At 27.2% G+C, this 13,918-nt stretch carries 12 protein-coding genes; 4 read left to right on the plus strand and 8 right to left on the minus strand.

The annotated features are described in order from the left end of the window. Positions 1–1,584, plus strand: coding sequence for an ATP-binding cassette domain-containing protein (locus tag JNUCC83_RS12215; RefSeq protein ID WP_454461377.1), 1,584 nt, complete (start codon positions 1–3; stop codon positions 1,582–1,584). 223 nt (positions 1,585–1,807) lie between these two features. On the opposite strand, the gene mobV is transcribed toward JNUCC83_RS12215, so the two are convergent. The 3 genes from mobV to JNUCC83_RS12230 form a co-directional block, all read right to left on the minus strand. Beyond that, on the minus strand, positions 1,808–3,097 hold the full coding sequence (gene mobV / locus JNUCC83_RS12220; protein WP_454461378.1) for a MobV family relaxase: 1,290 nt from the start codon (positions 3,095–3,097) through the stop codon (positions 1,808–1,810). Positions 3,098–3,402: 305 nt separating this feature from the next. Beyond that, positions 3,403–4,140 carry a replication initiation protein gene (locus JNUCC83_RS12225; RefSeq protein WP_454461379.1) on the minus strand — a complete coding sequence of 246 codons (738 nt, stop codon included), beginning with the start codon at positions 4,138–4,140 and terminating at the stop codon, positions 3,403–3,405. Positions 4,141–4,691: 551 nt separating this feature from the next. Further along, positions 4,692–5,126: a helix-turn-helix domain-containing protein gene (locus tag JNUCC83_RS12230; RefSeq protein ID WP_454461380.1), complete on the minus strand. Its 435-nt coding sequence runs from the start codon at positions 5,124–5,126 to the stop codon at positions 4,692–4,694. A gap of 527 nt (positions 5,127–5,653) precedes the next feature. On the opposite strand from JNUCC83_RS12230, the gene JNUCC83_RS12235 reads away from it, so the two are divergent. Then, positions 5,654–7,468: a hypothetical protein gene (locus tag JNUCC83_RS12235; protein WP_454461381.1), complete on the plus strand. Its 1,815-nt coding sequence runs from the start codon at positions 5,654–5,656 to the stop codon at positions 7,466–7,468. 100 nt (positions 7,469–7,568) lie between these two features. On the opposite strand, the gene JNUCC83_RS12240 is transcribed toward JNUCC83_RS12235, so the two are convergent. The 4 genes from JNUCC83_RS12240 to JNUCC83_RS12255 form a co-directional block, all read right to left on the minus strand. Then, positions 7,569–8,713 (minus strand): IS3 family transposase gene (locus tag JNUCC83_RS12240; protein ID WP_454459279.1). Its coding sequence is split into 2 segments (ribosomal slippage): positions 7,569–8,431 and positions 8,431–8,713, totalling 1,146 coding nucleotides; the frame shifts between segments, so codons are not numbered across the junction. Positions 8,714–8,810: 97 nt separating this feature from the next. Further along, positions 8,811–9,083: a type II toxin-antitoxin system RelE family toxin gene (locus JNUCC83_RS12245; protein WP_079348668.1), complete on the minus strand. Its 273-nt coding sequence runs from the start codon at positions 9,081–9,083 to the stop codon at positions 8,811–8,813. Continuing rightward, positions 9,083–9,304 carry a type II toxin-antitoxin system RelB family antitoxin gene (relB, locus tag JNUCC83_RS12250; protein WP_118251236.1) on the minus strand — a complete coding sequence of 74 codons (222 nt, stop codon included), beginning with the start codon at positions 9,302–9,304 and terminating at the stop codon, positions 9,083–9,085. Before relB ends, JNUCC83_RS12245 begins: the two co-directional genes overlap by 1 nt. 104 nt (positions 9,305–9,408) lie before the next feature. Further along, a complete protein-coding gene (locus JNUCC83_RS12255; protein ID WP_454461373.1) occupies positions 9,409–9,942 on the minus strand; it encodes a helix-turn-helix domain-containing protein in 534 nt (177 codons plus the stop codon). Between the two features lie 328 nt (positions 9,943–10,270). On the opposite strand from JNUCC83_RS12255, the gene JNUCC83_RS12260 reads away from it, so the two are divergent. Then, positions 10,271–10,792 carry a helix-turn-helix transcriptional regulator gene (locus JNUCC83_RS12260; protein ID WP_454461374.1) on the plus strand — a complete coding sequence of 174 codons (522 nt, stop codon included), beginning with the start codon at positions 10,271–10,273 and terminating at the stop codon, positions 10,790–10,792. 551 nt (positions 10,793–11,343) lie between these two features. Here JNUCC83_RS12260 and JNUCC83_RS12265 read toward each other — a convergent pair. Beyond that, a complete protein-coding gene (locus tag JNUCC83_RS12265; RefSeq protein WP_454461375.1) occupies positions 11,344–12,189 on the minus strand; it encodes an Rgg/GadR/MutR family transcriptional regulator in 846 nt (281 codons plus the stop codon). 454 nt (positions 12,190–12,643) lie between these two features. On the opposite strand from JNUCC83_RS12265, the gene JNUCC83_RS12270 reads away from it, so the two are divergent. Next, a complete protein-coding gene (locus JNUCC83_RS12270) occupies positions 12,644–13,900 on the plus strand; it encodes a radical SAM protein (protein ID WP_454461376.1) in 1,257 nt (418 codons plus the stop codon). The last annotated feature ends 18 nt before the right edge of the window (positions 13,901–13,918 follow it).

Consider the following 13,918-nt stretch of genomic DNA (forward strand, 5'->3'; position numbering starts at 1 on the left):
ATGGTTTTTAAAACAATAAGAAAATTTTGGAAATATAATACATTCCTTTTTTTCTTAATAACTTTAGAATCAGGAGGCATAATATTATCTACTGTTTATCTATCGAAGATAATGGATAGTTTAATCAATAGTAATAAATATGCTTTTTTTGAATCATTCTCAATATCTCTTTTTCTATGGTTAATAGCCTTAGCCTCAGGTTATATTAAAAATATCCATGTAGAATATGCTAAACAAAAACAGGCTTTGTATATTAGAAATAAAATCTTATCAAGTATATCTGTTAAATCATATGAAGATTTTCATGATAAACAAATAAACGAGTATATATCTTGGTTGACTGTAGATATAAATACATTAGAAGAACAATGTTTTGGAAACTTTTATTTAGGTATATCGAGTTTCACTTTAATTGTTTTTTCAGCAATAGCAATACTTAAATTTAACTATGTCTTATTAATAATAGCTATAATAGCAGCTGTTATAATGACAACTGTTCCTAATAAATTACGAAAACAACTAGATAGTAAAAATATATTTTTATCTAAATCATCAGAAAAGTATATTTCAAAAGTAGATGAATGGATTAAGGGATTTCCAACATTGATTTCATATAATAAAAATTACTTATTGAAAAAACAATTAAATATAGAAAATGAGAAAATAGCAAATGTAAAAAGTGATCTAGGAAAAACAAAGGCAATAATAAATTCTACTATTAGATTTCTTTCGGTTGTTTTTCAATACAGTATTATTTTTGTAACAGGCGTATTTGTACTATCAGGTAAACTTTCAGGTGGAGTTATATTTTCAATAGGTGATCTAACAGGGAATTTTTTTGGTAATATGAGTTTTTTTATAAATGAAGTTACTATGTTTTTTTCTACATCCAAGATTATTGATAAAATAAATTTTGATAATAAATTAGAGGATATTGATATGTATGCAAACGATAATGAATTTACTTTTACTAATCAAATCAAAGTAAAAAAAGTAGAATATAATTATCCCAATGGACATAAAATATTGATTCCAGATATGACCTTTATGAAAGGTGGAAAATATGCTGTTTTAGGAAAGAGCGGTACAGGTAAAACAACTTTTTTAAATATACTCTCAAAGAATTTAGATTATTCTAAAGGGAGTATAGAAATAGACAGTAAAAACATAAAGCATATAAACACTCAAAAATATCGAAATAAAGTATCATACGTAAAACAAAAACCATATATATTTGATATGAATCTTTTTGATAATATATCTCTCCTAGATAGTTTTGATAACGAAAAAGTAAAAAATATTGTAGATAAATTTGAGCTGACAGATTTAGAGAATGTAGATTCTTTAGGTTTGTTCGGTAAAAATATATCTGGTGGACAGGCTCAAAGAGTTGAAATAGCACGGAGTTTAATACAAGGAAAGGATATTCTATTAATTGATGAGGGTACAAGTAATTTAGATAAAAATACTTCTTACATAATAGAGAAAGAAATTTTATTGAATCCTGATCTAACAGTTATCTTTGTAACTCATCATTTAAACCCTGAATTGGAAGGATTATTTACGCACATTTATGAATTTTAGTTATTTAACTTCAAGGTAGACATAATCTCGCTTTTACGAAGTGCTACACTTACCAACCAATCGAGACACCCACTTTGTGAATCCCAACTGGTCTACCTAAAATTAAAAAAAGAAACCTTATTTCTAGGGTTTCTTTTTTTTTGAAGATAGTGAAATTTGAAAATCAGTTCGAGGGGATTTTGTTATTATTAAGTTTAATATTACTAGTAACATTAAACTTTTTTTAGCGAGACATTCCTCTACTTTTTTGTTGCTCTATTTGTTTTTCTCGTGTGATCAATTGTTTTAACCATGTTGTTAATTGCTGAATCCATTGAGTTAAGCGATTTTCAGGGATATATCGCTTTATTTTATTTTCTTCAAGAGTCTCTTTCCAATCTGAACATTCATAAGAATCTCGTGGTTTTTCGTCATGCTCGAGTTTGTCTAAAATAATTCGACCTTCGTATTCTATTTGAGACATAGAAAAATCAGTTTTTCCTGTATCTTTTAATAAACTCTTTAGAACTCTATTATTATCCCTTACTTGTAGTGCATGTTCTTGCGTTTCTTCTAAGTCTTGTTTCAGACTTCTATTTTCTTGTTTTAAATGATTAATATGATTATCTCGCCCATCAAGTTGTACCTTATGATTAGCTATTTTTTCTGTTAAATTTTTGACCTTTTTATCTAGGTTATAGTTGGTAGTTTTGGTTAATTCTGCTTCTTTTTGAACCCCACCTATAAACTCTTTTAAATTAGTTAAGTTTTTGGTATCAACGATCGTTTTTCCTAAAAATGTTTTTTCAAATTGATTGGTTAAATGAGTCCATTGATCTTGGACATCATACACATTTTGAGTTGAGACACCTATATTTTTAACTTCTTTTATTTTTTTATTGATATGCTCTTTTCTTTGAGATAGCTCGGTTTCTTTTTCAGCGATTTCTTTTGCCATTTTTTTGATAATTTTAACGTCATCAATGCCAATCGTTTGATTGTTTAAAATGCCCTCCTGGTAAATGTGAGGAATGTGTTGTTTGAGATAGTTATCCAGGTCTTGATGAAAAGAAGACAGTTCTTTCCTGGTTAAAACTTCTTTGGCAGAGACTTTCTCACGTTGTTTTTTTTCATCAAAAACAACAGGGATAAAGGCATAATGCAAATGAGGAGTCGTTTCATCATGATGAACGGTTGCAGATAACACATTTTGACTACCATATCGTTCATTCAAAAAATCGACTGTTGATTTAAAAAATTCTTTTTGAGTACTCATTGTTTCTTGTTCAAGTGATTTAGGAAGTGTCACAATCCAGTCAGCCATAACTTTAACATCAGCACGATTAAAGCAGTAAACCTCGGCTAATCTATTTTTTAACCGTTGGTTCATATCACCTTCTTTATCACACAAATCATAATTCAAATAAGTTAGTTCTGAATCAATGTCAGGGTTAGAATGATTGGTTGTTTTTCTTTCAATGTGAATGGATAATCCGTTCACAGAACCTTGGGTAAATTTTTCAACGTGAGCCATGAGAAAACCTCCTAAATAAGTTGAGTTCATCATAGCATGGTTAGAGGACCAATTCAATTTGGTATAGCTCGTTATACCAAAAAAATATTTTGGCACTCGGTCTGCGACGCCTTTCGCCTGGAAACAGGCGAGCTAAAACGTTCAGATAAAATCGCCTTTAGGCAATTTATGATCTTCTCTTTTTTAGCCTACAGCTGTCCAAATTGTTGCCAATTTAGAGTCGCTGCTTTTTCATTTTCAACGGTGGCTAGATTGCCAATGGTTAAAAATGAAAAAAGAGAACCTATTAAGGTTCTCCAAAAATTTCAAATAGATGTATCTGTAATCATGATTTCATAGCCAACAACTTTTCGTCCTCTTTTTTGTGTAGTAACAAAAAATTCGCATGCAATTTTTTCTTCTAACTCCTCGATAGAACGTGTGATAACTTTTTGAAAAAATTGTCCAGCAGTCATACGAGAGTCTTTGCCTAAAAACCATGACTGCCAGTTTTCTAAATCAGCAGAAATAGTTGTATATTTTTCTGTCCCTCTTCTATGAGATTCCCAAAGTTTTAACATAATCAATGAATATTTCCCATTAATTCTAGATAGCTCATTTAATCTAAAACTATAAAAATGTTCTTTCAAATCAAAAACTAAAGGAGCTGCATCTTCAGAAAATTTAAATTTAACAACGCCGTTTTCTAAAAATTTAATTCTAGAAAATAATTGAGTCATTAAAATACCACTAACACCATCTTCAACAATAGGTAAATACAAAGCAGTATTTTCATTTAATTTTTTAAAAGCTTTAGCAATTCTAGAATAAGAATCACCAGAAGTATTGAGATTAAAATGTTTAATGATTTCCAATGCAGATACTTCGTATTCATCTTCTAATTTAGAATCCTTAGTAACATAGCTAAAGCAATAGTCTAATACACGTTGTTCAAAGGATTTTAATCCACCAAATGACTTAGCTAAGTCATTCCCTTGAACGACTAAGTAATCTTGACGTGCTAATAAATCTTTTATTGCTAATTCAGCTTTTTTATTTTTCAAATTACACACCTCTATCTATCCAATAAAACAATAATACCGAATAACACGAAAAAATGCAAATAAGGTACTTATGACGTGGAAAATGGTATTTATGACGTGGAAAATGGTATTTATGACGTGGAAAATGGTATTTATGACGTGGAAAATGGTATTTATAACCTCTGAATACATTGATATAACAGTCTTTAGCAAGCTCCTAAAGTATTTAAAGTATTTAAAAGTAATCTTTAAAGTATTTACTTAATAGGGTAAGCAATTAAGTTTATTTTTATTTTGATAAAAAACTAACCCAAAATACAAGAAAAAAGGAGTGAGAGAAAATCACTCTCACATTTTACTTGCAGCAGTCGCTATACGCTCCTTTGCTAAAAGATTAAACCATTTGTTAAAGAGATTCTTTGCATAGCCTTAAAACGAAAAAAAAGAGCTGTTTACGCTCATTTAGATAAAACTCTTAGTTCGATAAATAAAACGTCTTTCAGACGGTCAGGGTAAACCCTAACAACCCTAGAATTAAAATCAGTAGCAAATGACAATAATAAAAAGCAAATTTATTTCCACCACTGCCACCATTTTTTAGAATCTACATTTTCTTCTAGTAGTTTTGTATTCTTTTGTTGCTCATAAAGTAGTAACTGTTGTTGTTGTTGGAGAGTTACATTTAATGTTTTGTTCATTTCAGTTAATTCTTCAATCTGCTTGTTCTTAATTTCAATTTCTGACTTCATAATTTCAATTATCATGTCACTATCGTTGGTTTTAAGCGATTCTTTATTTTCTTTATTTTCAGTAATTTCATTGTTATTATCAGATGAAATTACTGATTTATCTTTTAAGCCCTCTTTAATCTGCTCAAACGCATTCATATCATACAAAAACGTACGTCCATTTTTTCCAGAATGTTTAATTTCATTGTTATTAATGAAACGATAAACCATCATTTTTGAAATTTGTAGTTTTTCAGAAATCTCTGTAACGCTTATCATATATGAATTTCTCCTTAATTTCATTGATAATAACAATGATAACAATGAAATTAACAAAAAAAAAGCCCTTAGTCATTTGCTAAGGGAAAACAGGAGTTCTTTTATCTACTTTGGAGGAGTAAATAAAATGAATTAATTTAGATCATAACCATAACCATAACCATTTCTTTTCTATGAATAATTAATTAAGAAATTTGATATAATACTTGTGCTGTCTTCCTTTTGGCTGAAATCTTCAGCAAGAAGGGAGGTTATTCAATTGCATATCTTATTTGGAATCGGTGAGATGTGTAATGGCTTTTGATTAATACGAATTTCATTTCATGTCTATTAGTAAAAAATATTAAATGTGATAAAATTAACTTTATCGAAAATATAAAAAAGAGAATTATATAGGAACCAATAAGGTTATCTATATAAAATCTCTTTTGAAGTTTGTAATTTTAAATATGTTAGACATTATATACAAACAAGTAATTGATTGTCAATAGAGAGGTGTATATTTTTTTGCTATGGAGAAAAAAAATTTGGAAAGAGAATATTTTTTAGATTTATTAAATAATAAAATTAGGCATAAGTCTATATCAACACATGACAACTTTTTTGGAGTAGCTAGAGAGTTTATTCAACTTAATAGAGATATTCAAATATCTTCAGAAAAAACTTCATCATTATTAGAAAAAAGTAGAGAAAATTATAAAGAATTATTAGCATTTAGTATAAAAAAAAATATTTTATTTAAATATAAAAGTTTGTTTCAGGCTGATTTTAAAGAATTATTAAAAGTAATACAAACATGCCCTTGTGATTATGAATACTTAGGGATAGTATTAAATACTTTTTTAAAGAAAGTTGAAAAAGAATATTTTAAAGCTATTCATAAATTGCTAGATAGTAATGAAAGAGTTGAATTTGAAGATATAAAAACATTAGTAGATGATTTTTTTCAAGAAATTATTATTAGAGAAATACCAATAGAAACTGTAAAACCTCTATTGAAAAAATACCCTGAAGAATTCCTTTTAAAATTAAATACCAATCTTAACCTTGGTAAGGCTATTAGTGATGACACATACGTGCTTTTAAAAATTAATACTCCTGATGAAATAAGAAAAGATACACATTTCTATCTAAATGAAATTTTATTTACTAAATTATTTGATAATAACTATAAGTTAATTAATAACAACCATAGAGAACTATCAATTGATGTTATAAAAAAAATAGAGAATAAAGTTACAAATGAAGACATACCAGATAAATATTCTAAAAAGAAATCAGAAGTTTATATTATAAATTTAGGAGAAGTAAATGGTTTTGATAATTTTTCTAAAATAATTATTTTAGAGAAAATGCTAGATAATAATTTTAAATATTTTCATATGATGAATTCACAAAAAGATTCTAATGTATGTCATCCATTGGCAATTATATATAATATAAATACTGATACACATGAGTTATATATGATCCCTAAAAACACCAGTAATCTTTTAAAAAATCAAACAAACAAATTTATAAAAGATAAAAATGATTTTCTTAATGAGTTTATTCAAATATCTTTTAACGGTGGACAAGAAATATCAACATATCAAGCAATTTTTAGATTAATTAACTTATTGGATAACTCTGATAATTTAACTCCAGAAAATCAACTTATAATTTTATGGTCTTGTATGGAAAAAATTATAATTAATATAGAAGGTGGATCAATTATTCAAAAAGTTGTAAAAATAAATCAACAAGCAAATGTAATGTATTCAATAAAAAATAAAATGAATATTATTTGGCATGAAATTATAAGAAAAGATATACCTGAGGTTTTGAAAATATTTGATAAAGCAATAGCTTCAAAAGAAGGCGGAAGAAGCAAGTATACATATGATCCAATTAATTTGATAGACGTTATACAAATTTTATCTGATGATGAAAAAAAAATAATACTAGAAAACTCTAAAACTTTAGGTATTAATATTTTAGAATTTGAAAAAATTATTTTAAAAAGTAAAACAGATTTAAAAACTTTTTTGAGACAAGAAGAAGATTTAATAAAACATGAATTTACAAGAATATACAGACATAGAAATCTATTAGTACATACAAATATAGATAATATAGATAATATTTACATTCACATACAAATATTACAAAAATATTTGTATGCTTTATTATCAATATTAATACATTATACTTTGAGAAATAATACGGTTAGTATTAAAGATATTTTATATTCTATAGATCTAACTTATAAAAGGTTTTGGGAAAAAGTAGAGTCATTAGAAGAAAATTTTAAATATGATGACATTTATCGGTTGATAAAATTTGAATATCTTTTTTTATAGTTATTTAACTTCATGGTAGACATAATCAAATATTATACGAAGTAAAAAGACCTCAACAATTAGGGACTGAACCCCTAAAATGAGACAGTAATAAAAACACCTATGCGATTACTTTTTTCCGATAGTCAACTGGAGATAAGTAGTCGTATTTTTGTTGAATTCTTTCTTTATTATAATAGTTGATGAAATTTTGTACAGTTTCAATTACACTAATTGTAGAGCTTCCAAGCTCTGGGTGTAATGAGAACGTTTCAGACTTTAGGATGGAATGAAACGATTCTATTGGAGCATTATCTGCAGGAGTCCCTTTTCGGGACATACTTCTGGTAATGCTCTTTTCTTTTGTTGCGTGATAATAAGCATATGAAGTATACACAGAACCTTGATCCGAATGAAGTATACATTTATCTGGAAGTTTAGGTAATTTATTTAGTGTGTCTAAAACACAAGATATGTCCTGTTTTTCACTTATTGTATAAGAAAGTATTTCTCCATTAAACAAATCCATAATGCTAGAAAGATAGAGTCTTTTAGGACCATAATCAAGATAAGTGATGTCTGTTGTTAGTTTTTCTAGTGGCTTACTTGAACTAAAGTCTCTATCAATTACATTAGTAGTTTTAAAATAAATAGAACCAGGACGTTTTTCTTTCTTTATTTTCACCTGACAACTCCATCCATATTTTTGCATAATACGCTGAACAACTTTATGATTCACTTTTATCTTTTTACGAAGTAAAAAAGTGATTTTTCGATAACCATAAGTGAACTTGTTTTCTTTACACAGCTGCTCAATCATTTTAATTCGATTATCGGCAACATATTCTTTCTTAGACCAACGATAGTAAGTACTTCTAGCTATCCCAAAATAGTGACATAACCATGTTATAGATAGTTTTCCTTTATAAGAATCAACTAAATTTATGAATACTTCTTTTTCCACATCCTTTCCAACTCCTTGTATTTTTTTAAAACATCAATTTCCTGTTTCAAGTACTTGTTTTCTCTTTCTAGAACTTCTAAAGGTGAAAAGTGTTCATTACCTTTTCCATAAGTATATTGTTTTCCCACACCTTGAGAGAATCGATAAGATTCTCCATTTCTATACCATTTCCACCATGTTTTCACCTGAGTTTTATTCCGAATGTTGAGTTTATTCATAATTTCTGATGTTGTTTTACCTTCAAGTTTCATTTTTATAGCTTCTTCTTTTACTTCTACTGGATAAGCAATCCTTTTAACCATAAAAAATACACCTCCGTTAAATTCATTTTACATGAATTCAACAGGGGTGTTTTTATATTTGTCTCATCTTTTGGGGTCAGTTCCATTATGAGGTCTTTTATTTATATATGTCTCTACGATGACCGATTTCTAAAACTAGAATCGTTATAGTGTCATCATCTATGTTTGCCAACAAACGATAATCGCCTATTCTATATCGCCATTGCCCACTTTTATTACCTACTAATCCTTTTCCGTGAGCTCGAGGAGAATCAGTTCCTTCTAAGTTCTTAGAAATCCAAGATAATATAAGTCTAGCTTGATGTTTATCCATCTTTTTTAGTGATTTTTGAGCATTTTTTTCATACCGAACGGTGTATTTTTTATCCATCATAATCCTAATTCTAGAAGCATATCTTTATGTGAGATACTTTCGTCACTTAATTCATGAGCTTTCATTGCTTTTTCATATAAAGCCATATCAATTTGATCTTCCAGCCCCTCTAATAATTTAGTCCTAGCCAATTCTGATAAACTTAATCCATTTAAATCAGCCATAGATTGAATAAATGATTTTTCCTCATCCGTAACTCTAAATGTAACAGTACTCATATAAAAAACCTCCTTGTGTACATTTGTTTTACATTCTTATTGTATTACAAATATATACAAGAAGTCAAATTTATAATAGTTAACATAAATCACGTTATAGGGAGTTAAGTTAATATAGTTTTTATGTTGTAGCGACAGTAAGATTTTATGATATTAAACAAAGGTTTTGCTGTTTTCTTTGCAAGAAATAACATGCTAATTCCTACTACACATAATAAAATAGAAAATCCTAATTGAGACCAAGTGAATGCTTGTAACCCCATTATATTAACAATCACTAAAATAATAGGACATAATAAAAAAATAATAGATACGAATAGTGCTGATAAAGTAACTGCTATAACAACGATCAAAGGTCCAAGAATAATATAAATATTAAATATTAAAACACCTAGCAATCCAAATATATTTATTTTTTTGTGTTCCATAACTTTTTCTCCTTCCTGATCTGTAAGTAATTCTTTCAAACTAATTCCATAAAATTTGCTAATATCTTCTAAAACATAAATATTAGGAATAGTTCTATTTTGTTCCCAACGTGAAACAGTTTGCCTAGATACAAACAGATGTTTGGCCAATTCTTCCTGCGTTAAATTATTTTTCTTTCTTAAATTTTTAAGTAGAAGTCCTATATCCATAAATAGTCTCCTTTCATAATTTCAATATACTTATTTTCTAGTAAAATTAAAGCACACAATCTGTTACATTGCTTAAATTCAATGGATTATAATATAAATAGTGAGTAAAAAAGCCTTCAGAATCGATTTGAGGCCCTTAAATTTATTTCTAGAGAAATTATAACTGTTTTATTTAAAAGTTATCAGAGTTAACATAAGCGAGATTATACCAAGTTTAAAATATTGTTAAATCAACAATGGCCATAATTTACTCTCGATATTTTAATTGATGTGAAGTACATTGGATTGATAGATGATAATTCAAACAATAAAGTGAAGGTGAAGATAAATGATAATAAGTGAAATGTTAAAAGAAAAAAGAAGCGAGTATGAATTAACTCAAGAACAATTATCTGAAAAGATATTCGTTTCTAGAAAAACAATATCTAATTGGGAAACAGGAAAAACAACTCCTGATATTGATAGTCTAATTCGCTTGGCTGATTTGTTTAATTTATCTTTAGACAATTTATTGTTGGAGGGGTCAGATATAGTGGAGAACATAAAAAAAATTGAAGCTGCAAAAGCTGCAAAGAAATATTTTTCATGTAGCTGGTTAACTAATATGATATTTATATTAATAATAGGCATACAAAGAATTTATGGAGAACAATCAACAATAGTTTTTATACTGTTAACTTTAGGAATAATTTTAAATTCATTTGTGATGTTTTACTTCTCTAAACAAGTAAAATTAACAAATGAAAATCAAAGTCCATATCAAGCAATAAAGAATCAAAATAAATGGTTGTTGATACCGTTTGTACTGCTTATTATCTTAGTATTATGGATTATTTTTATTGCTAAATAGTTATTTAATCTCCTGGTAAACATAATCAAACTTATACGAAGAATAAGGCTCTCGGAATTGGTTCTGAGGGCCTCTATAGTATTTCTTGGTACTAAGCATCTATTTTATTTTAAATTTGTCAGAGTTAACATAAATTAGTTGCAAAATTTGATATAATACTCATGCTGTCTTCCTTTTGGCTGAAATCTTCAGCAAGAAGGGAGGTTATTCAGTTGCATATCTTATTTGACGTCTTACTTGGAATTATGATTAATGTTATTGCCCATAGCATTAGTAAATGGCTAGATTCTAAGGACAAGAAAGACAGCTAGCCTCACGTTATTTGTTTGAAATAATCAAACAAGCAATGAAAAGAGAAAAGAGCCAGTTCGGTTGCCCCCGACTGGCTCTTTTTGGTTATTCAATGCACATCTTATTTGTAAAATCATTATATCATGATTTTAATTTTCTATCAAAATATCAATAATTTAGTTTTTATGAATCCACCCTATAATTATTGATTAATATAAATAAAATTATACCTAGTTAATGGTAAAAAATATCTAGTAATATTAAAGAATAAAGCTATCTATTTCTTTTTTCGCTATTTTATACAAAGAGTCATTATGTAAAAGTGTTAACATTTTTAACCCCTCATTAACTTGTTCCTCTTGATTAGATAAGAGACCATGCCTTATTAAGGATATAGATATATAATCAACTCTTTTACTTTGATAAGAGCTGCTTAATGCTTTTTTAGAAAAAAGAAAAGCAGTCTTTTTATCATTTTGTAATGAATAGAGAAGAGTTAGATTTAAATATATAGATGATTCTAATAAGATAATATTAGCAAAATTTTTGTACTTATCTAAAGATTTAACTAATTGTTTACTGATAAGAGAATAAGTATTTGGATCAAAAAAATGCAGACAACAATTAATTATTTTAATATCTAGAATAGTCCAAGAATCAACATTAGATAATTCTTCCCAGATATCTGCAGCATATATTTTAGAAAGACAGCTTAATTTATTATTTGAGGAATCTTCAACATGCTTTAAAACATACAATGTACTACGAATACATTTAATTGACTTACTGAAATTATTATCTAGATAGATATCACAAAGTGTAATTAAGTTATCAAGATAATCTAGATTACTATTGGAAAAAATATTATTAAATAAATATATAATCTGTTCTTTTCCAGTATAAGAATAATCATTTTTTATAAAGTTAAATTCTTCAAATGAAACATCAATAGAATTAAGTAAATAATCAAAATTACTCATAGATAGCATAATCTTATTATTTTCAAATTTTGAGATAGTTGTTCTTGATAAATTATTTTTTATTATATCTTTTTGAGAAATTTGTCTTGAGTTTCTTAGGAATTTAAAGGTTTCACCATCATTCATAAAATTGCCCTCCTATTGTGATGTGATTATAGTTTACATTACATGTGATGTGAAACACAATGAGTTAACATATCCTCATAGAGGTGAAGAATATGGATATTAATTATATCTTGTTAGCTAGTACATTTATTCTTTGGATTGTAGGAGGTTAGTAACTTATTAACCTTTTAATTAAATTTTAAAAGGAGGAAATTCTAATGTTTGAAATCACTAAAAATTCTGAATCATTATATGAACAAGCATCAAGAAGAACAACAAATAATTGTAATTGTCAATTACATACTTAAAAAAATAGGAGGAATTATTATGTCTTATTCAATTAAAAAAAATAACGATAGCATGCTTGGATCAGAAAAAAGAGTAATGTTAAATAATTGCAACTGTACTAAACCAATCTAAAGACTCACTGATAGTGAGTTTTTTTACTTATATGAAAAGGTGGTTATGATTTAGCATGGAACATATATTAAAATCTTGTGACCCAACAGGTGATTATACTTTTTTATTTAACACATTTAATGGCTGCTCAGTTAAATATTCTAATAATATTTTTAAAACTGAAGAAGAATTTTTAAAAAATAAAGATATTAATGATTTATTAAAAAAAGAAGAATTTTTTCAACCATGGGAATATAAATATGAACAAATTTTAAAAAAAGAAGAACAAATTTTAAATTTAGCTTTATTAATACATGAGAATTGTAATTTTCGGTGTACTTATTGTTATGAAAAATTTGAAAAAAATGAAATGAAAACGGAAGTTATGGAGTCTGTTGTTAAATTTGTAAAAAACAAACTCTGTAGTAGTCCTGAAATCCAACATTTACACATATCATGGTTTGGAGGAGAACCTTTATTAAATATCAAAGGCATTGAATATTTAAGTAATATTTTTATAAAGATATGTGATGAATCTAATATTGAATATTCATCAGACATTACAACTAATGGATATATGTTAACTTTAAGAAATTATAGAAAATTATCTCAATTAAAAGTGAGTAATTATCAAATAACTATAGATGGCCCTAAGGAATTACATGATTCACAAAGAGTTTTAGCGAATGGTGGAGGAACTTATAATCGAATTATAAATAATCTGATTAAAGTATCAACAGAGACATCAGATAACAATTTAATAGCTATTAGAACAAATATAGGTCCGGACAATATAAATTATATGAAAGACCATATTCAAAATTTAATAGATATTTTTGGAGAAGATAAACGTTTTGACTTTAATTTTCATAATATAGGCGATTGGGGAGAAACGTGCATAGATGTGATAAATAATAATGTCGCTTTAGATTTTTCTGAATTAGCAGTTGAATTAGGTGGTAAATCAGAAGGTATATTATGGAATCTAATGCCAAATACATATTGCTATGCAGGTAAAAAGAACAATTACATAATAGGAACAGATGGTCTAGTATATAAATGTACTGTTCTACTTTATGATGAAAGAAATATAATTGGAAAATTATTTAACGGTAAATTAGATATAGATCATAAAAAAGAGGCTATTTGGACTGAGGAAAAATTAACGAATAAATGTAATGATTGTTCAATAGCAATCAGTTGTTTAAATAAGACTTGTCCAGCAAGTACGCTAGAAAAAGTTGTACCTAATTGTGTGTTTACTAGAAAAGACTTAGTGAGAATGTTAAATTTAATGGATAAACAAAATTTATTTACATACGTAATAGAATAAGATATAGGGGGGGAAAGT

The sequence above is a fragment of the Vagococcus sp. JNUCC 83 genome (assembly GCF_053667615.1).

Coding starts and splice junctions, on each gene's coding strand:
- JNUCC83_RS12215 (WP_454461377.1), top strand. CDS start 1: ATGGTTTTTAAAACAATAAGAAAATTTTGGAAATATAATACATTCCTT.
- mobV (WP_454461378.1), bottom strand. CDS start 3,097: ATGGCTCACGTTGAAAAATTTACCCAAGGTTCTGTGAACGGATTATCC.
- JNUCC83_RS12230 (WP_454461380.1), bottom strand. CDS start 5,126: ATGATAAGCGTTACAGAGATTTCTGAAAAACTACAAATTTCAAAAATG.
- JNUCC83_RS12245 (WP_079348668.1), bottom strand. CDS start 9,083: ATGGATAAAAAATACACCGTTCGGTATGAAAAAAATGCTCAAAAATCA.
- relB (WP_118251236.1), bottom strand. CDS start 9,304: ATGAGTACTGTTACATTTAGAGTTACGGATGAGGAAAAATCATTTATT.
- JNUCC83_RS12255 (WP_454461373.1), bottom strand. CDS start 9,942: ATGGATATAGGACTTCTACTTAAAAATTTAAGAAAGAAAAATAATTTA.
- JNUCC83_RS12260 (WP_454461374.1), top strand. CDS start 10,271: ATGATAATAAGTGAAATGTTAAAAGAAAAAAGAAGCGAGTATGAATTA.
- JNUCC83_RS12265 (WP_454461375.1), bottom strand. CDS start 12,189: ATGAATGATGGTGAAACCTTTAAATTCCTAAGAAACTCAAGACAAATT.
- JNUCC83_RS12270 (WP_454461376.1), top strand. CDS start 12,644: ATGGAACATATATTAAAATCTTGTGACCCAACAGGTGATTATACTTTT.